Below are 19622 nucleotides of genomic sequence, written 5' to 3' on the forward strand. Positions count from 1 at the left end.
TTCATCGCGCGACACCCCAGGAATTCGCCCCATGGCCGCCCTCGCAAACCGACCGGACTGGTCCGGCAACAGCACGCTCACCAAGGCGCTGGTGGTGTCGCTGGCTCTGCACGTTCTGCTGCTGTTCGTGCGTGTGGTGGCGCCCGAGGCGTTCGACATCAAGCGTGACGATCCGGGGCTGGACGTGGTGCTCGTCAATGCCAAGTCCTCCACGGCGCCCGCGAAGGCGACTGCCGTGGCGCAGGTCAACCTGAACGGCGGCGGCGAGTATGACCGCCAGCGCGCCACCACGCCCCTCCCGGCCGACACGAACGAGCAGACCGGCGATGCCATCAAGCTGACGCAGCGTCGGCTGGAGTTCCTGGAACAGGAGCAGCGCCGGCTGCTCACGCAGTCAAAGGATCGTGCCCCGCTGGTCAACGACCGCCAGGTCAAACCTGGCGAGCGCCCGCAGCCGTCCCCCACCAACGGCACCGATGACCGCACCACGCAGGACGAGATCGCCCGCCTGCAGGCCGAAATCGATCGCAATCTCGAGAACTACGCCAAGCGCCCGCGCCGCAACGTGCTGACCGCCGCCAGCGCACGCCAGGTCGACTACGCCCGCTACTATGACGCCGTGCGCCGCAAGATCGAAGTGCGCGGCACCGCCAACTTCCCCAGCCAGAATGGCCGCCCGCTGTACGGCGAGCTGATCGTCGTGATCAGCATCAACCGCGACGGCCGACTCGGTTACAACCAGGACGGTTACAAGATCGAAGGCATCGAGATTGCCAAGAGTTCCGGCAATCCGGCGCTGGACCGCCAGGCTGTCGCCATCGTGCGTTCGTCCGCGCCGTTCGGCGCTTTCCCCGCCGAAATGCGCAAGCGCGTTGATATCCAGGATGTCGTCGCGACCTTCAAGTTCACCCGCGCCGGCCTGGAAACTCACCTGCAGACCCGATGACCTCGTCGTTTCAAGAAGCCATCCTTGCCGCTGCAAGCGCGCCCCCGACGGATCGGTACGGCGTGATCGGCAACCCGATCTCGCACAGCAAGTCGCCCGCCATCCATGCCGCGTTTGCCCAGCAGACCGGTCAGCACATCCGCTACGACCGCATCTATGCCGAACTGATCGCCTTTGAAGAGACCGTCCTGAACTTCGTGCGCGAGGGCGGGCGCGGGCTCAACGTGACGGTACCGTTCAAGCTCGATGCCTATGCGATGTCGACCTCGCTGTCGCTGCGTGCGGAATCGGCGGGCGCGGTGAATACGTTCAAGTTCGACGGCGACGAGATTTTTGGCGACAACACCGACGGTGTCGGGCTGATGCGCGACATCACCCACAACATCGGCAATGCGCTCGTCGGCGAGCGTGTGCTGCTGCTCGGGGCCGGGGGCGCGGCGCGCGGCGTGCTGCTTCCGTTGCTCGAGCACAAGCCGGCGCGCGTGTTCATCGCCAACCGCACGGCGGATCGCGCGGTTTCGCTGGTGCAGCGCTTCGAGGTGTCCGCCAAGCTGCACGAAGTGGAACTCGTCGGCGGCGGTTACGATGAACTCGCCGTCGACGACGTCTTCGACGTCATCATCAACGCCACGGCCAGTAGCCTGCAGGCGCAGGTGCCGCCCGTGCCGGCGACCGTATTCGGCCCCAACGCATTGGCCTACGACATGATGTACGGCGCGCAGCCGACGCTGTTCATGCAATTCGCCAAGCGTCATGGCGCGCGCGCATGGGACGGCCTGGGCATGCTGGTGGAGCAGGCGGCGGAATCGTTCTTCGTCTGGCGCGGCGTGCGCCCGGATACCGGCCCCGTGCTGCATGCCATGCGGGAAGGGCTGCAGGGCGAAGCGGCGGTCGCTGCGCGCGCGCCTCGCTGAACCGGAGAGCGTCCCGCGATGATGCGTTGGTTCGGCTATGTGATCGGCTGTTTCGTCGCGGGCGTGGTCGCGCTCAACCTGTACTTCTTCGTCACCATCGCGAGCTGGCAGGTATTCGACCCGTCGTCCACCACGTTCATGCGCGCCGAACGCATGCGCCTGTGCGGTGCCAATGTCTTCACGTGCAGGATCGACCATCGCTGGGTCAACTACGACCAGATCTCGCGCAACCTCAAGCGCGCGGTCATTGCCAGCGAAGACGCCGATTTCGTCTCGCACAGCGGCTGGGAGGTCGACGCCATGCTGGATGCGTGGGAGAAGAACAAGCGGCGTGGCCATGTGGTCGCGGGCGGCTCGACCATCACGCAGCAGCTCGCCAAGAACCTGTTCCTGTCAGGCGAGCGCCACTACCTGCGCAAGGGCGAGGAACTGGTCATCACGTGGATGCTCGAGTTCTGGCTCGACAAGGAGCGCATTCTCGAGATCTATCTGAATTCTGTTGAGTGGGGCGAGGGCGTGTTCGGCGCCGAAGCCGCCGCGCAGCATTACTTCAAGCGCCCGGCCTCGCAATTGACGGTCGGGCAGGCGGCACGCCTGGCGGCGGCGCTGCCCGCGCCCAAGTGCTTCGACAAGAAGAGTTATTGCGCGAACGTGCACGTGAACTTCACGCGCAAGGCCACCATCATTGCCAACCGGATGGGGTCGGCTACGCTGCCGGATTGATGCCGTCCCGGGGCATCTACCGCAGCCAGCCCTTGCGGCGGAAGTAGATCAGCGGGATCGCCGCGGACACGATCATCATCATGATCGCATACGGATAGCCCTCGGCCCAGTCCAGTTCGGGCATCACCTTGAAGTTCATGCCGTAGATCGAAGCGATCAGCGTGGGCGGCATCAGCGCCACGGACACCACGGAGAACAGCTTGATGATCTTGTTCTGGTTGATGTTGATGAAACCGACCGTGGCGTCCATCAGAAAGTTGACCTTGTCCGACAGGAAGGCGGTGTGGTTCTCGATCGAGTCGATGTCACGCAGCACCTGCCGCGCCTCGTCTTGCTGATCGGTTGAAAGCAGTTGGCTGCGCAGCAGGAATGACACCGCGCGGCGCGTGTCCATCACGTTACGGCGGATGCGCCCGTTCAGGTCTTCCACGCGCGCGATGATCTCCAGCACGTCCGCGGCAGCGGCATCGGTCACTTCATCGGCCAGCACACGTTTGCTGGCATCTTCCAGGCGCTCGTAAACTTCTTCGATCGAATCCGCCGAGTATTCAGCGTCCGTGGCGTAGAGGTCCATCAGCACGTCCTTGGCGTTGCGCACCGACCCCGGGCGCAGCCGTGCGCGCATGCGCACAAGCCGGAAGGCAGGAAGGTCCTCGTCATGGATGGAGAACAGCACATCCCTGGTCAGCACGAAGGCCACGCGCACATTGCGCGACGTGGTTTCTTCGTCGAGGAGAAAATCGGTCCGGATGTGGATGTGGCCGTCTTCGCCTTCAAAGTAGCGGGCGGAGGCTTCCAGGTCTCCTAATTGCTCCAGCTCGGGCAGTCTCACGCCGTAGGCTTCCTGGATCCACGCGAGCTCTTCGTCGTCGGGGTCAATGACGTCGATCCAGATCGGCTTGTGCTGCAGCAGTTCACTGCGTTCTTCGATCTGTTCTTGCGCGAGACGGCCTTTTTGCACGACGAACAGGTTGATCATGCGGTAGTTCCTCGAGGCGATGCGTTGACGGATGGGCGAAAAATCGCGCCGAGTGTAGCGTAAAGGCGCGGCCCATTCCGCCGGAAACCGTGACTTCACGCGCACGCGCAGGGCCGATGCCACGCCAGGAAGATGCCGCCACCGGGCCGGCTCGCGGGTAAAATGCAGGCAAGTCATGCGGCCGTCCGGCTGCACCCTCACTTTCCCGACATCATGCGATTCACCGAACAACTGGCCGCCGCCTGGCAGCGCAACAATTCCCTGCTGTGTGTCGGGCTCGACCCCGATCCGGCCCGCCTGCCGGCGTCGCTCACCGGCACGGGCGGCGCGATCTTCTCGTTCTGTCGGGCCATCGTCGATGCCACGGCCGATCTCGTCTGCGCGTTCAAGCCGCAGATCGCCTACTTCGCCTCGCAGCGCGCTGAAGATCAGCTCGAGCAGCTCATCAACTACATTCACGAGGCCTATCCGGGCATCCCCGTCATTCTGGATGCCAAGCGTGGCGATATCGGGTCCACCGCCGAGCACTATGCCAAGGAAGCCTTCGAGCGCTACCAGGCCGATGCCATCACCGTCAGCCCCTACATGGGGTTCGATTCGATGCAGCCGTACCTCGCGCACGCCGACAAGGGCGTGATCGTGCTCTGCCGCACGTCCAACGCGGGTGGCAGCGATGTGCAATTCCTCGAAACCGGCGGTCGCCCCGTCTATCAGGTGGTGGCTGAGCGTGCGCGCGACGTGTGGAACACCAGCGGCCAGATGGGCTTGGTGGTGGGCGCGACCTTCCCGCAGGAAATTGCCAAGGTACGCGAGATCGTCGGCGACATGCCGCTGCTGATCCCCGGTATCGGCGCCCAGGGTGGCGACATCGAGGCGACCGTGCGCGCGGGCCGTACCGCGGATGGCACCGGCATGATGATCAACTCGTCGCGGGCCATTCTCTACGCCAGCACTGACAGCGATTTCGCCGATGCCGCTCGCCGCGTTGCCCAAGCCACGCGCGACCAGATCAACCTGTTCCGCGACTGAGCCGCGCTGGTCCGGTCGCCGTCACAGCGAGGACGCCATGACCCCGCATCTGCACCATCCCGCCGCCAGCATCCGGCGCGAGGCGACTGGCCAGGATCCGAACCGCAAGCTCGAGAAGGAACGCGACGACACCCACGAGCACGAGACGACGCGCCGTGATCACGATCGCGATCGCCGACACGAGCACGATCATGAGCACCAGCCGGAGCACGAGCACGAGGAGCGTCGCCAGCCGGACCACCCCAGCGAGCGCGCCGCCTAGGATTCGGCGGTCGCGAGGAAGTCGAGCAAGCCGCGCAGTGCATGCTCGGCGGCCTGCAGGCGGACCTGCTTGCGGTCGCCTTTGAACTGGCGTGTCTCCACCTGCGTCTGCAGGCGGTTGCTCCACCCGAAACACACCATGCCGACCGGCTTGTCAGGTGTGCCGCCGGTCGGCCCTGCCACACCGGTGATCGCCAGCGCTACCTGCGCGCGGCTGTTGAGCACCGCGCCTTCTGCCATCGCGTGTGCCACGGGTTCGCTCACCGCGCCGTGCTCGCGGATCAGCGCGGCTGGTACCCCCAGCATCTGGGATTTTGCTTCGTTGGAATACACGACGAACCCGCGCTCGAACCACGCAGAGGAGCCCGGCACGTCGGTGATGGCGGCGGACACCAGCCCGCCCGTGCAGGATTCGGCGGCCGCCATCATCAGGCTGCGCTTGTGAAGCGTGTCGGCAACGAGTTCGGCCAATTGGGCCAGCGCGCGGGATTCAGCCATTGCAATACCTTCGAACCTTCTGACGTCAAATCGAGCGCCACAGCGCAAAAACGAGCAGCGTGTAGAACGCAGCCAGGATATCGTCGACCATCACGCCGTAACCCCCGCGTACGCCGAAGCCTTTGAGCGTGCGGTCGTAATAGCGAATCGGGGCGGGCTTGACCATGTCGAAAAACCGGAACCACAGGAACGCGGCAAACTGGCCGCCGAGCGTGGTCGGCGTGACGAACGCCAGCACCAGCCAGAACGCGACCATCTCATCCCACACCATGGCGCCGTGGTCGGCGACGCCAAGGTCGCGCGCCGTGCGGGCGCATGCCCAGATGCCGATCACGAAGCCGACCGCTGCGATCATCAGCCACGCTGGCCCGCTGATCCAGCGCGCGAACACCACGTAGACCAGCCAGGCATACAGGGTTCCCACCGTACCAGGCATCAGCGGTGAAAGCCCTGAACCGAAGCCCAGGGCCAGAATGCGTGCCGGGTGGCCAAACATGAAGCGGGCCGTCGGACGGCGCACCTGCGCGGTCTGCCCGGCATCGAGGGTCACGGTCTCGGGCTGGCTCGGTGGGGTCGACGGCGGGAACGGTGCGGAAGACATCATGGCGAGGAAGAGAAATGATCGAAGCTGCCGTGCGTGAACGTGATGGGTGCGCCCTGCGCGTCCACCAGGCGCAGGCCCGGCACGGCATCGATGTGGCCGATGCGCGTCACCGCCACGCCGGCCCGCTGGCCAGCCGCGAGCACGGCCTCGCGCGCGCCGGCCGGAGCGGTAAAGCAGAGTTCGTAATCGTCGCCGCCGGCCAGCGCGCATTGCAACTGGTGGTCCAGCGGTTGCGCAGCCAGCGTCGGCGAGCGCGGCACGCGTTCGACTTCGACGGTCGCTCCGACGTGCGATTGCGTGAGGATGTGTCCCAGATCGCCCAGCAAGCCATCGGAAATGTCGAGCGCCGCCCGGGCGATACCGCGCAATGCCAAGCCGAGGGCGACGCGCGGGGTGGGCGTATCCATGCGTGGCTGGACCTGCGCGAGCGCTTCGGGCGTCAGTGCCCATTCGCCGCGAAGGGCGCCGAGGGCAAGGCGTGCGTCGCCGACCGTCCCGGAGACCCACAGATCATCGCCAGGGCGGGCGGCGTCGCGGCGTAGCGCCGCAGCGGCGGGGACGTCCCCGAACACGGTCAGGCTGAGTGTCAACGGCCCACGTGTGGTGTCGCCGCCGATCAACTCGCAATGGAATGCGTCGGCCAGTGCCAACATGCCTTCCGAGAACGGCTTGAGCCACGCCGGATTGGCCTCCGGCAGCGCTACGGCCAACGTAAACGCGCGCGGTTCGGCGCCCATGGCCGCCAGATCCGACAGGTTGACCGCCAGGGCCTTGTGGCCAAGTGCGCGCGGCTCCGCATCCGGAAAGAAGTGGCGACCGGCGACCAGCATGTCGGTGGAGATGGCCAATTCGTAGCCGGGACGGAGCCCGAGCAGCGCGCAGTCGTCGCCGACCCCCAGCGTGGCGCGGCGTGCCGGTTTGGTGAAATAGCGGCGGATCAGCTCAAATTCTGACATTTCAGCAGGCTGATCAGCGGAATTGGCGGGTTCGGCAGGCGTAGACACGGCAACGAGGATGGAAAGAGTGGGGCAAGCCCGATGGTGCCGTGACAGGACGGTGGAATATTGTAGCGAATGCGCATAGCAGTCCCACCCAAATTCCCGTTGTGAGATCAGTTTTCACTATATAAAATGACGGGCCCAAGGAGGCGGACCGTCGTACCGTGACCCTCATGTGGTTTCCCGGTGGCCCGCTAGATGCGACGGTCGGCGGGCGGCGCCCCCCCGATAGAGAGACACCTCATGACCACGGTGGATACCCAGCCTCAACAGCCCGCCCGCACGGACGAAGAACTCAAGGCGCAGCAGCGCGCCGCCCTGCGTAAAGCCGCGCTGGAGTATCACGAGTTTCCGACCCCGGGCAAGATTTCGGTAACGCCGACCAAGCCGCTGTCGAACCAGCGCGATCTGGCCTTGGCATACTCGCCCGGCGTGGCCGCGGCGTGCGAAGAGATCGTCGCCGACGTGTCCAATTCCTTCCGCTACACCGCCCGCGGCAACCTGGTCGCCGTGGTGACCAACGGCACCGCTGTGCTCGGTCTGGGCGATATCGGCCCGGAAGCGTCGAAGCCAGTGATGGAAGGCAAGGCAGGTCTCTTCAAGAAGTTTGCCGGTATCGATGTGTTTGACATCGAGATCAACGAAAAAGACCCGCAGAAGCTGGTTGACATCATCGCCTCGCTGGAGCCGACCTTTGGCGGCATCAACCTGGAAGACATCAAGGCTCCGGAATGCTTCTTCGTCGAGCGCGAACTGCGCAAGCGCATGAAGATTCCGGTCTTCCATGACGACCAGCACGGCACCGCCATCGTGGTGGGCGCCGGCATCACCAACGCACTCAAGGTGGTCGGCAAGGACATCAAGAAGGTCAAGCTGGTGGCGTCCGGCGCCGGCGCTGCGGCGTTGGCGTGTCTCGACCTGCTGGTCGACCTTGGCCTGCCGCGCGAGAACATCTGGGTGACGGACCTGGCGGGCGTGGTCTACGAGGGCCGCGCGGAACTGATGGATCCGGACAAGGCCGTGTTCGCGCAGAAGACCGATAAGCGGACGCTGGCCGAAGTCATCGACGGCGCAGATATTTTCCTGGGCCTGTCCGCTGCCGGCGTGCTGAAGCAGGACATGGTCAAGCGCATGGCCGACAAGCCGATCATCTTCGCGCTGGCCAACCCGAATCCCGAAATCCTGCCGGAACTGGCCAAGGAAGTGCGTCCGGACGTCATCATGGGCACCGGCCGCACGGACTATCCGAACCAGGTCAATAATGTGCTGTGCTTCCCGTTCATCTTCCGGGGCGCGCTCGACGTCGGCGCGACGACCATCACGCGTGAGATGGAAGTCGCCGCCGTGCACGCCGTTGCCGAGCTGGCTCGCCAGGAGCAGAGCGACATCGTCGCCACGGCCTATGGCATCCAGGATGTCTCCTTCGGCCCTGAATACCTGATCCCGAAGCCGTTCGACCCGCGCCTGATCGTCAAGATCGCGCCGGCCGTAGCGCAGGCGGCCATGCTCTCGGGGGTGGCGCAGCGTCCGATCGAAGACATGGACGCCTACCGCCAGCACCTGCAGCAGTTCGTCTATCACTCGGGCACGCTGATGAAGCCGATCTTCTCGGCGGCCCGCAAGGTGCCGATGGAGCACAAGCGCATCGTCTTCGCAGAAGGCGAAGAAGAGCGTGTGCTGCGCGCCGTCCAGATCGTGGTCGATGAAAAACTCGCCAGCCCGATCCTGGTCGGTCGCCCGAGCGTGATCGCCCATCGCATCGAGCGCTTCGGCCTGCGCCTGCGCGAGGGCGTGGATTTCACCGTGGTGAACCCCGAACACGACGAGCGTTTCCGTCAATATTGGGAGACGTACTACAAGCTGATGGCCCGCAAGGGCGTGACGCCGCAGTACGCCAAGCTGGAAATGCGCCGCCGTTCCACGCTGATCGGCGCCGTGATGATCCATAAGGGCGATGCGGACGGCATGATCTGCGGCACCGTCAGCAATACGGCAGCGCATCTGCGTTACATCGATCAGGTCATCGGCGGCACGAATCGCGTGTACGCCGCCATGAATGGGCTGGTGCTGCCCGGCCGTCAGATTTTCCTGGCCGACACGCACGTCAACACCGATCCGACCGCCGAGGAGTTGGCTGAAATCACCATCATGGCTGCCGAAGAACTGTGCCGCTTCGGCATCAAGCCGAAGGTCGCGCTTGTGTCGCATTCGAACTTCGGCTCTTCGGAAGCGCCTTCTGCCGTCAAGATGCGGGAAACGCTGGCGATCCTGCGCCAACGTGCTCCGCAACTGGAAGTGGACGGCGAGATGCACGGCGATGCGGCGCTGGATGCGAAGCTGCGCGACTCCCTGGTGCCGGACTCGACGCTGGAAGGCGAAGCCAATCTGCTGGTCATGCCCAACATTGATGCGGCTAACATCGCCTACAACCTGCTGAAGACGGCGGCGGGCAACAACATCGCCATCGGTCCCATCTTGCTGGGCGCCAAAAAGCCGGTGCATATCCTGACGCCGTCCGCCACCGTGCGACGTATCCTCAACATGACGGCGCTCACCGTGGTGGATGCAGCTGCGCAAGCGCAACGCTGATCACAACGCTTGAAAAAGGGGCGCACGATGCTGCGCCCCTTTATTTTTACTCTTAAGTGTGTGTGCGCTTACATTTGAATTTAATCAGGTGTGCTATCAAAAAACCCTTCAGACTTGTGCCGCCGGTTGATTGTTGCCATTGATGAGCGTACCCTTAGGGGCTGAAGGGGTGCTTCTGAGCACATGAGGTGGATTCGAGGCCGGGCGAGTAGCAGGAAAGTGGTTTTTCGTACGCACGCATGGTCTGATTCCCTCTTTCTGATGCGCAATGAGTGCAGGCGGAAGGATTCCCCAAGTCGCCATCGGCAGCCGTCCGACTTGTCATTTCCCCGCACGCCCTTTGGTATCGAGCCGCTTCGCTTTCAGCTGCAAACCGGTCGTCCTGACATTCTGGGACGCCCGCCTGCGCTTGTGACCTGCGTCGACCTGTCCGGTCTGCGCGATTCTCCCGTTTGGGCTTGCTGATGACAAAGCGATTTGGAGCATGGGTCGGTCGCTCCGTATCTCAGGCGATGGCGCGCGGCGCCCTGGCAATGACGCTGGCGTTGGCGGGAGCCGGCTTGCCTGCCCAAGCCATCGCGCGGAACACTGACGGCATGGCCGTCGCGGCGGGAACCATTCGCGCCGCCGACTTGCCCAAAGAGGCGCAGCATACGCTGGCATTGATTGAGCAGGGCGGGCCGTTCCCGTATGCGAAAGATGGCATCACGTTCGGCAACTATGAACGACTTTTGCCGATGCAGCGGCGCGGTTACTACCACGAGTACACCGTCAGGACGCGCGGAGCGCGTAATCGCGGGGCCAAGCGCATTATTTGCGGCGGCGATCAGCAGGCGGCAAACGACTGCTATTACACGGAAGATCACTACAACAGTTTTCAACGGATACAGCGATGACGACCAACATGTTTGGGCTGGACGACTCGCTCACCGCACGCGATGAGCGCGTGGCCCGCGAAGCGTGGCACAAGGCGCAGAATCTGTACGACGGCGTGGTCGGGATGCAGGCCCGGGGCGCGCGCGTCGGGGGCGCGGCCATCCCGCCGCAGAAGATCATGACGCAGGACACTACCAAGACGGACGACGGGGCTCGTGAGGACGCCATGAACTTGTTCAAGACGGTGCGCCCCAATATCGTGCAGTCGATCCGTGCGTTCCGTGTGGCGGACCTGGCCGAGTCTGCGGCCAGCCTCGGGCAGCATTTCCTCTACGCCAACTGTGCTGCTGCGACGACGAAGAGCGAAGTGCTCGACGTGATCGCTCGCGAATTCCTGTTCCCAAAGCATTTCGGCAAGAACTTTGACGCGCTGGCCGATTGCCTGACCGACATGATCTACAAGGCTGGCCCGCAGCCAGGATTCGTGATCGTGCTCGAAGGACTTCCGTGCCAGCCGAAGTTCGACAAGGAGGCGCGCGAGGTGCTACTGGATGTGTTCCGCGATGCTGCCGAGTTCTGGGCAGAGCGTAAGGTGCAGTTCCGCGTCTTCTATTCGTTCGCGTGAAGTTGCCGGTTGATTGACCGGAATTGATAAGAAAAAGCCCGCACATGCGGGCTTTTTTATTATGCGTGTCCGGCCGGGAGTGCTCCCTGCGGTGTGAGGTGGTTCACCGCTTCGGGCAGGCCTTCAGCGAGCTGGTTGGCGAGGTCGCCTTCGTTGATGCCGAAGTGGGCGGCCAGTTTGGATACCTCCTCCAGCGCACCCGTGCCGCTCAGCGCCTGGGTAATCTGCTCGCCCGATACCGGCAGATTCTGGCCATTGCCGATCCACGATTTGACCTGTTCGCCCAGGCCGGCTTGCTCCAGGATCTGCTGCAGCGGCCCCAGGCCCCCGATTGCCGCCTGATCTGCATTGCCGCCGCCGCCCAGCAAACCGCCGAGCAGACCGCCAAGGCCACCGCCAGCGCCGCCAAGCAGGCTGCCCAGCGCGCCGGCACCGCCTGCCGCACCCAGCAAGCCACCCAGCGAACCGAACAGGCCGCCGCCTTGCTCTTCCTGCCCTTGCGGCGCGGCTGCATCGCCCGCGCCCTGCGACTTGTGCTTCATCGCCAGGTAGGCCAGCACGCCTACGGCCAGCAGCACCTTCTTGTTGCCCAGCAAGGACGATTGCGCGCCGCCGGCGTCATTGCCGCCGCCGAGAATCGAATCGAGTAGACCCATGATGAAGCTCCTTTGGTCGATGGCGGGTAATGGGGGAAAGGCCCGCCGGGGGGATCAAACGGTCAGTGTTTCGTCGTCAGAACTTAGAACTCGCCAAGCACGGCATGCAGCGCGGACACCGCCACCAGCGCCGCCGATTCCGTTCTGAGAATACGTCGCCCGAGTGTCAGCGGTAAGAAACCGGCCGCCTCGGCAAGCGCTTCTTCGTCCGGCGAGAGCCCGCCTTCTGGGCCAATCAGCAGGACGATGCCGCTGCCCTCGATGCGCGTGCGCGACAGCACTGCCCATTCGGTGAGCGATTGCGTGCCGCGCGGTGACAGCAGCACGCGCGGCACGTCCGTCGACTTGCTGGCGCCAAGCCACTCACGCAGCGTGGCGACCGGCGCGACCACCGGCACGCGGGCGCGGCCGCTTTGCTCGCAGGCGGCCTGCACCAGTGCCTGCCAGTGCTGCACGCGCTTGGCGGCACGCTCGCCCGAGAGGCGAACCACGCCGCGCTCGGTCTGCAGCGGGGCGATGGCCTGCACGCCGAGTTCGACGGCTTTCTCGATCAGCCAGTCCATCTTGTCGCCACCGGCGATGCCCTGCGCGAGCGTGATGGCGTAGCGTGCCTCGGTGTCGGGCTGTGTGGCATCCGTAAGGCTGGCGGTGGCGTCGCGCTTGTTGATGGCATCGAGCCGGGCGCGGAACTCCTTGCCCGAGCCGTCGAACAGGCAAACGTCGTCGCCAACGGCCAGCCGCAGCACGTGGATGTGCCGCGTGACGGCCTCGGGCAGCGTGACGGTGGTGTGCGGCGCCAGCGGTGGTTCGACGAAAAAGCGGGGGAGCCCCATGCAAGCAATCCTCGTGGGTGAATCGTGTCAGGTCGTGGCTGCGCGGCGGCAGGCGAGGCCCCAGCGATAGCCATCGGGGTCGCGCACGGCGGCATAGCGCTCGCCCCAGAAGGCGTCGTGCGGTGCCATGATCGATGCAGCGCCCTGGTCCAGCGCGCGCTGGTACACGGCGTCCACGTCTTCGCAATACAGGTGGAAACTCTGCGGGCATTCGAAACCCGCGCCGGCCGGCGCCTTGGCGGTGGAGCCGAATGCTCCCTCCGGCGCGAACATCAGCATCAGTTCGCTCTGATACGTCATCTCGACGTGGATCGGGCGGCCGTGGTCGTCCACCTCGTCCTGAACCGCGAAGCCGAACGCGTTGCGATAGAAGCCGATGGCGGCCGATGCGTCGCGCACGGTCAGGTACGGGACGAGCCACGGGGTGTTGGCGGGGCGGGGGAAGCTCATGGCGGGCTCCTTCTTCGGCGCAATGCAGCCAGGGACGAATAGTGTAGAGCGCCCGCCACGCCACAATCAAAAAGAAATCAAAACACCTCGCTTGCCGGGGTCTGGTTGCGTGCGCGGCCGCCGCTACGCGCCACTTCATCGACGAGCCATTGACGGAACAATGCAAAGCCCGGGTGCTCTGCTGCCTGGTGCGGATGGATCAGGTAGTACGACAGGCGTAGCGAGGCCTCGGTCGCCAGCGGGCGCATGAGACGTCCGGCGGCGATGTCGTATTCGACAAGGATGCCCTGGCCGAGCGCCACGCCCTGGCCGTCAATGGCCGCCTGCAGCGCCATCAGCGCCTCGGAAAACGCCGGCCCGCGCGTGGCATCGATGTGGGGCACACCGACCTCGTCCAGCCATTGCCGCCACGTCGGATGGTGCGCGAGATGGCGCCCGCCGCGCTCGTGCAGCAGCGTCTGCGTGGCAAGGTCCTGCGGCATGCGGATGGCGGCCTGCAGCGTGGCATTGCACACCGGGAAGAAATCGGTGGAGGTGAACCACTCGACGCGCAGGTTGGGCGCGTTGACTTGCCGGTCGTCGATGCACAGATCGAACTGGCCGTGGTCTTGCACGTCGGCGGTGGAGACCTCGACGCGCACGTGCGGATGCTGGTTGAAGAATCGGTATAGCCGGGGCACGAGCCATTTGGCGCCGAAGGTTGGCGGCACGGCCACGCGCAGCGGCGCGTCGGCGGTGTCCATCAGCAGGTCGGTGGCTTGTTCGAGCGCACGCAGCGCGTCGCGCACGCGAGGCAGGTAGTTGTCGCCCGCGTCTGTCAGCGTGAGCTGGTTGTTGCGGCGCGCAAAGAGCTTTTTGCCCAGATGCTCTTCGAGCTGCGCCGATGGCCAAGGTGCTCATCAAGGAGCTGGAGCCGTATCGCCCGCTCTCTATCGAAGAGCCCGTGCTGGCCGAGCAGGCCGAAACCTATGCCCGCCTGGCCGCCCACACCCATCTGCCCATCGCCGCCGGCGAGCGCATGTTCTCGCGCTTCGACTTCAAGCGGGTGCTCGAGGCGGGCGGGGTGTCGATCCTGCAGCCGGACCTGTCCCACGCCGGTGGCATTACTGAATGCGTGAAGATCGCCGCCATGGCCGAGGCTTATGATGTGGCGTTGGCGCCGCATTGCCCGCTGGGCCCGATCGCGCTGGCAGCGTGCCTGCACGTCGATTTCGTCAGTTGGAACGCCACGTTGCAGGAACAGAGCATGGGCATCCATTACAACAAGGGCGCCGAACTGCTCGATTACGTGCGCAACAAGGCTGATTTTGCCCTGGAATGCGGGTATATCAGCCCGCCGCGCCTGCCCGGCCTGGGTGTGGACATCGACGAGGCGCTGGTGATCGAACGCAGCAAGGAAGCACCCGACTGGCGCAACCCGGTGCGGCGTCATGCCGATGGTTCCATCGCGGAGTGGTAGGCCGGGCAGGGGAGGGGGAAGTCGCAACACGTTTTACTGACCGCGATCACCCCGGTTGGGTCATGTCTGTCTGGTAAAATCGCGGTTTTCCCGCCTTCCGTCCGCAGGTTTGCATGACCGCCCCCGCCCACCATTCGAATACCACCCAGCCTACCCAGCTGATGGCCAACGCCATCCGCGTGCTTGCCATGGATGCCGTCCAGCAGGCCAATTCGGGTCACCCCGGCATGCCAATGGGCATGGCGGACATCGCCGTGGCGCTGTGGAGCCGCCACCTGCGCCACAATCCGCTGAACCCGCGCTGGCCCGACCGTGACCGCTTCGTGCTGTCGAATGGTCACGGCTCGATGCTGCTGTACGCGCTGCTGCATCTGACAGGCTATGACCTGCCGATGTCGGAGCTGAAGAACTTCCGCCAGTTGCACAGCAAGACCGCCGGCCACCCGGAATACGGCATCACCCCGGGCGTGGAAACGACAACCGGCCCGCTGGGCCAGGGCATCACCAACGCCGTCGGCATGGCGCTGGCCGAACGCCTGCTCGCGCAGGAGTTCAACCGCCCGGGCTTCGATATCGTCAACCACCATACCTACGTCTTCCTCGGCGACGGCTGCCTGATGGAAGGCATCAGTCACGAAGCCTGCTCGCTGGCGGGCACGCTGGGCCTGAACAAGCTGATCGCCTTGTGGGACGACAACGGCATCTCGATCGACGGCGATGTTGTCCACTGGTTCAACGACGACACCCCGAAGCGCTTTGAAGCCTACGGCTGGAACGTGATTCGCGCCGTCGACGGTCATAACGTGGCTGCCGTGGACGCAGCGATTGCCGAAGCGAAGACTTCGAACAAGCCGACCCTGATCTGCTGCCGGACGATGATCGGCAAGGGTGCGCCGAACAAGGAAGGCGGCCACGACGTGCATGGTGCGCCGCTGGGTGGCGCAGAAATCGCCGCTGCCCGCGAAGCGCTGGCGTGGCCGCATGCCCCGTTCGAGGTGCCGCAGGCCGTCTATGACGCGTGGGATGGGCGCGGCCAGGGCCAGGCGCTGGAGAAAGCCTGGAATGCGCTGTTCGATGCGTACTCCGAGCGCCATCCGGCAGAGGCAGAACAGTTCGAGCGCCGCATGCGTGGCGAGCTGCCGGAATCGTTCGGCAAGGCCGTCGCCGAGTTCATCGAGAAGTGCGAACTGAAGGCCGAGACCATTGCCACCCGCAAGGCCAGCCAGAATACGCTCGAAGCCTACGGCCCCGTGCTGGGCGAGCTGCTTGGCGGATCGGCCGACCTGACCGGCTCGAACCTGACCAACTGGAGTGGCAGCAAGGCCGTGCGCGTGGATGCCTGGGGTAACCACATCAACTACGGCGTGCGCGAGTTCGGGATGAGCGCCATCATGAACGGCATCGCACTGCACGGTGGCTACGTCCCGTACGGCGGCACGTTCCTGACGTTCTCCGACTACAGCCGCAACGCCCTGCGCATGGCCGCATTGATGAAGATCCGCTCGATCTTCGTCTTCACGCACGATTCCATTGGCCTGGGTGAAGACGGTCCGACGCACCAGTCGATCGAGCACGTCTCCAGCCTGCGCCTGATTCCGAACATGGATGTGTGGCGCCCGGCCGACACCACCGAAACCGCCGTCGCCTGGGCGACCGCCATTGAGCGCCAGCACGGCCCGAGCTGCCTGATCTTCAGCCGCCAGAACCTGCCGTTCCAGGCACGCAACCCGGCCACCCGCAAAGCTATCGCCCGCGGCGGCTACGTGCTGCGCGATGCTGCCAACGGCAAGCCGGATGTAGTCATCATCGCGACGGGTTCGGAAGTCGGCCTGGCGGTCGGTGCGGCCGATCAACTCGCCGCCGAGGGCATCCAGGCACGCGTGGTGTCGGTGCCTGCCACCACGGTGTTCGACAAGCAAGATGCTGCGTACAAGGCGAGCGTGCTGCCGCACGGCGTGCCGCGCGTCGCGGTCGAGGCGGGCGTGACCGATTTCTGGTGGAAGTACCAGGTGCAGGCCGTGGTCGGCATCGACACGTTCGGTGAGTCGGCCCCGGCGGGTGTGCTGTTCAAGCACTTCGGCTTCACCGTCGAAAACGTGGTGAACACGGCCAAGAGCGTCATCGCTCCGGCTGCCTAAAAGTTAGTTGCGCGCGGCACCCACGAGGTGCCGCGTTGCTTTTCGTCGATTTCTTTTCTGCTATCAGGAGACTGACCATGACCATCAAGATCGCCATCAACGGCTTCGGCCGCATCGGACGCATGGTGTTCCGCGCCGCGATCGCCAATTTCAAGGACATCGAAGTCGTTGCCATCAACGACCTGCTCGAGCCCGACTATCTGGCCTACATGCTGAAGTACGACTCGGTGCACGGCCGCTTTGACGGTGAAGTGTCGGTCGACGGCAACACGCTCGTCGTCAACGGCAAGAAGATCCGGCTGACCGCCGTGAAGGATCCGTCCGAACTGAAGTGGGGCGAAGTCGGCGCCGATGTCGTGGTCGAGTCCACCGGCATCTTCTTGACCAAGGAAGGCGCGCAGAAGCACATCGACGCGGGCGCCAAGAAGGTCATCATGTCGGCCCCGTCGAAGGACGACACTCCGATGTTCGTGTACGGCGTGAACCACGAAACGTACAAGGGCGAGGCGATCATCTCCAACGCTTCGTGCACGACCAACTGCCTGGCACCGGTTGCCAAGGTGCTGAACGACAAGTGGGGCATCAAGCGCGGCCTGATGACGACCGTGCACGCTGCCACCGCCACGCAGAAGACCGTTGACGGCCCGTCCAACAAGGACTGGCGCGGTGGCCGCGGCATCCTGGAAAACATCATCCCGTCGTCCACCGGCGCCGCCAAGGCCGTGGGCGTGGTGATCCCGCAACTGAACAAGAAGCTGACTGGCATGTCGTTCCGCGTGCCGACCTCCGACGTGTCGGTCGTTGACCTGACCGTCGAGCTGGAAAAGTCCGCTTCGTACGAAGAAATCTGCGCCGAGATGAAGGCGCAGAGCCAGGGTGCGCTCAAGGGCGTGCTGGGCTACACCGAGGACAAGGTCGTGGCCACGGATTTCCGCGGCGATGCACGCACCTCGATCTTCGACGCCGAAGCCGGCATCGCACTCGACGGCACCTTCATCAAGGTCGTGAGCTGGTACGACAACGAGTGGGGCTACTCGAACAAGGTGCTGGAAATGGCCCGTGTCGTCGCAAAGTAATCGCGTCGTCACAGGACAGGAAAGCGCGCCTTCGGGCGCGTTTTTCTTTGGGCGGGCGTTGTGGTTTTGCGGTCTGCGGGCGAGAGAAAACGTTTGCAAACAGGTAAATTCGGTGTCCTGCTACGGAAATTTGCTTTGAAATTCGAGTTCCAATCCGTACACTGAACAAATACTACATTCTGACGTGGCAAGCTTTTTTGCCGCGTCCGGCCCATTGCCGCGGGCAATGGTCGCCTCGCAGTTTTCCTACGTGTCTGAGCCAAGGCGTCCCATGGTCAACGTCGATACCAAACTGTTGGTGATATTTGTCGAGCTGCTCAGCAAGCGGAACGCCACGTACGTGGCGGAAAAGATGCATATGACCGCGCCGGCGGTCTCCCATTCGCTGGGGCGCTTGCGCGAGATCTTCGATGATCCGCTCTTCATCCGCGTTCCGCATGGCCTGACGCCGACCCCCAAGGCGCTCGAGCTCGGCCCCAAGGTGCGTGAAATGCTCGATCTCTGGGCGGCCATCAACGAGGGCGACATTGCGTCGTTTGATCCGGCGGAAGCGGCCGGCACCTTCAACGTGAGCTTTGCCGGCACGCTCGGCGATGCACTCTTCGACCGGTTCCTCCTTCGTGTGAAGCGCCTTGCGCCCGGTTTGCAGGTTCGCCTGACGGAATCTTCCTCATGGGAAGCTGACGTCGCCGCCATGCGCGCCAACGAGCTGGACCTGGCGTTCTCGCCGTTTCCCACGCGCCATGCCGAGATCATGGAGGAGGTCGTGACCTCCTTCAACCTGTGGGTCTGCGCGCGCAAGGGGCATCCGACCCTCACCGACCGCTGCACGCTCGAACAGTACCTGGAATGCGAGCACATTTTCGTCGCGCAGGGCAGCCCGGGCAGCCGTGTGGCGCCCTCGCTGATTCCGCTCGACTATGCCCTGCAGCAGCGGGGTCTCAAGCGCAACTCGACCATGACCGTGCACGGCTGGCGCACGCAGGCCGAAGTGGCGACCCAGACCGACATGATCTTCACGGTCAACTCGCTGATGAAGGATCTGGTGTGCAAGATGCACGACCTCAATGCGTTCCCGCTGCCGGCGGAACTTGAGACCGTGCTGGGCCTGAACATGCTGTGGCACCGTAGCCGCAACACGCATCCGATGCTGGTGTGGGCACGCAACCTGTTCAAGCAGGTCGTGGCCGAATACACCGGCCAGGCTGCCGGCACGCCTGCACATGCCTCGCTGCCCGACACGGCGCCGGACAAGGCCGGCAAGCGCGGTAACGGCGACGAACAAAAGGAGGATGAGACGCGGCTGTCAGCCTGACATCCGCCTCCGCCCCGCGCCAATGAAAAACGGCCGCACATGATGCGGCCGTTTTTCATGGAATCATGGCAGTTCAGCGTTTTGGGCGATGCGGGCAGAGCTCTTTTGTGCAGTTGCCGTACAGCGACAGCGCGTGCTCTTGCAGCGCAAAGCCGCGCGCACGGGCAATGCTCTGCTGACGCTGCTCGATTTCCGCATCGAAAAATTCTTCTACACGGCCGCAATCGAGGCACACCAGGTGATCATGGTGCTTGCCCTCGTTGAGTTCATAGATGGCCTTGCCGGATTCGAAGTTGTTGCGCGACAGCAGCCCGGCCTGCTCAAATTGAGTCAACACGCGATAGACCGTGGCCAGGCCAATGTCCATGTGTTCGGCGAGCAGGACGCGATACACGTCTTCCGCGCTCATGTGGCGCTCTTCGCTGGTCTGGAAGATCTCGAGGATCTTCAACCGCGGCACCGTGGCTTTCAGACCGATGTTCTTGAGGTCTGCAGGACTCGGCATGCGCCTGGCTCCCTAGAGTACAATGTTCGGATATCCGAATCATAAGGGTTTTGGCGGCAAAAGTCCTATCGACGGGCTTGCAGGGCGTGCCCAGTCCGCCGCCGATTCCTCCCGTACCGGGCACGCCCCGGGCCGTTTGAAAGCCGAT

The 19622-nt window shown here is 64.2% G+C and carries 19 protein-coding genes and 2 pseudogenes; 12 read left to right on the forward strand and 9 right to left on the reverse strand.

The features are described 5' to 3' along the window. Window positions 1-31 precede the first annotated feature (31 nt). From R2N03_RS00490 to mtgA, 3 genes are read left to right on the forward strand one after another with little or no spacing between them, the layout of a single operon-like run. Window positions 32-946: an energy transducer TonB family protein gene (locus tag R2N03_RS00490; RefSeq protein ID WP_316653820.1), complete on the forward strand. Its 915-nt coding sequence runs from the start codon at window positions 32-34 to the stop codon at window positions 944-946. Then, complete coding sequence (gene aroE / locus R2N03_RS00495; RefSeq protein ID WP_316653822.1) at window positions 943-1860, forward strand: shikimate dehydrogenase; 918 nt, start codon at window positions 943-945, stop codon at window positions 1858-1860. The genes R2N03_RS00490 and aroE overlap by 4 nt, the downstream gene beginning before the upstream one ends. 18 nt (window positions 1861-1878) lie before the next feature. Continuing rightward, window positions 1879-2583 (forward strand): monofunctional biosynthetic peptidoglycan transglycosylase, encoded by a 705-nt coding sequence (mtgA, locus tag R2N03_RS00500; protein WP_316653823.1) that lies wholly within the window; start codon window positions 1879-1881, stop codon window positions 2581-2583. Window positions 2584-2599: 16 nt separating this feature from the next. On the opposite strand, the gene corA is transcribed toward mtgA, so the two are convergent. After that, on the reverse strand, window positions 2600-3562 hold the full coding sequence (corA, locus tag R2N03_RS00505) for a magnesium/cobalt transporter CorA (protein WP_316653825.1): 963 nt from the start codon (window positions 3560-3562) through the stop codon (window positions 2600-2602). 213 nt (window positions 3563-3775) lie between these two features. Between corA and pyrF the strand changes: the two genes are divergently transcribed. Together pyrF and R2N03_RS00515 are read left to right on the forward strand one after the other, a co-directional pair. Further along, the gene (gene pyrF, locus R2N03_RS00510) at window positions 3776-4591 is read left to right on the forward strand and encodes an orotidine-5'-phosphate decarboxylase (RefSeq protein WP_316653827.1); all 816 of its coding nucleotides are present in this window, start codon (window positions 3776-3778) and stop codon (window positions 4589-4591) included. A gap of 37 nt (window positions 4592-4628) precedes the next feature. Further along, window positions 4629-4853 (forward strand): metal transporter, encoded by a 225-nt coding sequence (locus R2N03_RS00515; protein WP_316653829.1) that lies wholly within the window; start codon window positions 4629-4631, stop codon window positions 4851-4853. Here R2N03_RS00515 and R2N03_RS00520 read toward each other — a convergent pair. The 3 genes from R2N03_RS00520 to thiL are packed head-to-tail and all read right to left on the reverse strand — an operon-like array spanning window position 4850 to window position 6910. Then, window positions 4850-5350, reverse strand: a complete 501-nt coding sequence (locus R2N03_RS00520) for a CinA family protein (RefSeq protein WP_316653832.1) — start codon at window positions 5348-5350, stop codon at window positions 4850-4852. The two genes, R2N03_RS00515 and R2N03_RS00520, sit on opposite strands and share 4 nt — an antisense overlap. A 25-nt stretch (window positions 5351-5375) precedes the next feature. After that, window positions 5376-5954: a phosphatidylglycerophosphatase A family protein gene (locus tag R2N03_RS00525; protein ID WP_316653834.1), complete on the reverse strand. Its 579-nt coding sequence runs from the start codon at window positions 5952-5954 to the stop codon at window positions 5376-5378. Beyond that, window positions 5951-6910, reverse strand: coding sequence for a thiamine-phosphate kinase (thiL, locus tag R2N03_RS00530; RefSeq protein ID WP_316653837.1), 960 nt, complete (start codon window positions 6908-6910; stop codon window positions 5951-5953). Before thiL ends, R2N03_RS00525 begins: the two co-directional genes overlap by 4 nt. Before the next feature lie 285 nt (window positions 6911-7195). Between thiL and R2N03_RS00535 the strand changes: the two genes are divergently transcribed. The 3 genes from R2N03_RS00535 (at window position 7196) to R2N03_RS00545 (ending at window position 11042) form a co-directional block, all read left to right on the forward strand. Then, window positions 7196-9541, forward strand: a complete 2346-nt coding sequence (locus tag R2N03_RS00535; protein ID WP_316653839.1) for an NADP-dependent malic enzyme — start codon at window positions 7196-7198, stop codon at window positions 9539-9541. Window positions 9542-10005: 464 nt separating this feature from the next. Beyond that, window positions 10006-10437: a ribonuclease gene (locus R2N03_RS00540; protein WP_316653841.1), complete on the forward strand. Its 432-nt coding sequence runs from the start codon at window positions 10006-10008 to the stop codon at window positions 10435-10437. After that, window positions 10434-11042 carry a barstar family protein gene (locus tag R2N03_RS00545; protein ID WP_316653843.1) on the forward strand — a complete coding sequence of 203 codons (609 nt, stop codon included), beginning with the start codon at window positions 10434-10436 and terminating at the stop codon, window positions 11040-11042. Before R2N03_RS00540 ends, R2N03_RS00545 begins: the two co-directional genes overlap by 4 nt. 59 nt (window positions 11043-11101) lie before the next feature. Here R2N03_RS00545 and R2N03_RS00550 read toward each other — a convergent pair whose 3' ends face one another. The 4 genes and pseudogenes from R2N03_RS00550 to R2N03_RS00565 form a co-directional block, all read right to left on the reverse strand. Continuing rightward, window positions 11102-11698: a YidB family protein gene (locus tag R2N03_RS00550; RefSeq protein WP_316653845.1), complete on the reverse strand. Its 597-nt coding sequence runs from the start codon at window positions 11696-11698 to the stop codon at window positions 11102-11104. Between the two features lie 83 nt (window positions 11699-11781). Next, complete coding sequence (locus R2N03_RS00555) at window positions 11782-12531, reverse strand: 16S rRNA (uracil(1498)-N(3))-methyltransferase (protein ID WP_316653848.1); 750 nt, start codon at window positions 12529-12531, stop codon at window positions 11782-11784. 27 nt (window positions 12532-12558) lie between these two features. After that, window positions 12559-12981: a VOC family protein gene (locus R2N03_RS00560; RefSeq protein ID WP_316653851.1), complete on the reverse strand. Its 423-nt coding sequence runs from the start codon at window positions 12979-12981 to the stop codon at window positions 12559-12561. 77 nt (window positions 12982-13058) lie between these two features. Next, window positions 13059-13859: pseudogene (locus R2N03_RS00565) on the reverse strand (LysR substrate-binding domain-containing protein); the annotation flags it as partial. 2 nt (window positions 13860-13861) lie between these two features. Between R2N03_RS00565 and dgoD the strand changes: the two are divergent. The 4 genes and pseudogenes from dgoD to R2N03_RS00585 all read left to right on the forward strand — a co-directional run. After that, window positions 13862-14440 (forward strand): annotated as a pseudogene (dgoD, locus tag R2N03_RS00570) (galactonate dehydratase); the annotation flags it as partial. Between the two features lie 113 nt (window positions 14441-14553). Further along, the gene (tkt, locus tag R2N03_RS00575; protein ID WP_316653854.1) at window positions 14554-16578 is read left to right on the forward strand and encodes a transketolase; all 2025 of its coding nucleotides are present in this window, start codon (window positions 14554-14556) and stop codon (window positions 16576-16578) included. A gap of 77 nt (window positions 16579-16655) precedes the next feature. After that, entirely contained in the window at window positions 16656-17654 is a 999-nt protein-coding gene (gene gap / locus R2N03_RS00580) for a type I glyceraldehyde-3-phosphate dehydrogenase (protein ID WP_316653856.1), read from the forward strand. Window positions 17655-17925: 271 nt separating this feature from the next. Beyond that, window positions 17926-18969, forward strand: coding sequence for a LysR family transcriptional regulator (locus R2N03_RS00585; protein ID WP_316653858.1), 1044 nt, complete (start codon window positions 17926-17928; stop codon window positions 18967-18969). A 73-nt stretch (window positions 18970-19042) separates the two neighbouring features. Here the strand turns inward: R2N03_RS00585 and fur are convergent, their stop codons facing one another. After that, on the reverse strand, window positions 19043-19474 hold the full coding sequence (gene fur, locus R2N03_RS00590; protein ID WP_316653860.1) for a ferric iron uptake transcriptional regulator: 432 nt from the start codon (window positions 19472-19474) through the stop codon (window positions 19043-19045). Between the last annotated feature and the right edge of the window lie 148 nt (window positions 19475-19622).

It is taken from the genome of Ralstonia condita, assembly GCF_958405655.1.
In the GTDB taxonomy this organism is placed as follows: domain Bacteria; phylum Pseudomonadota; class Gammaproteobacteria; order Burkholderiales; family Burkholderiaceae; genus Ralstonia; species Ralstonia condita.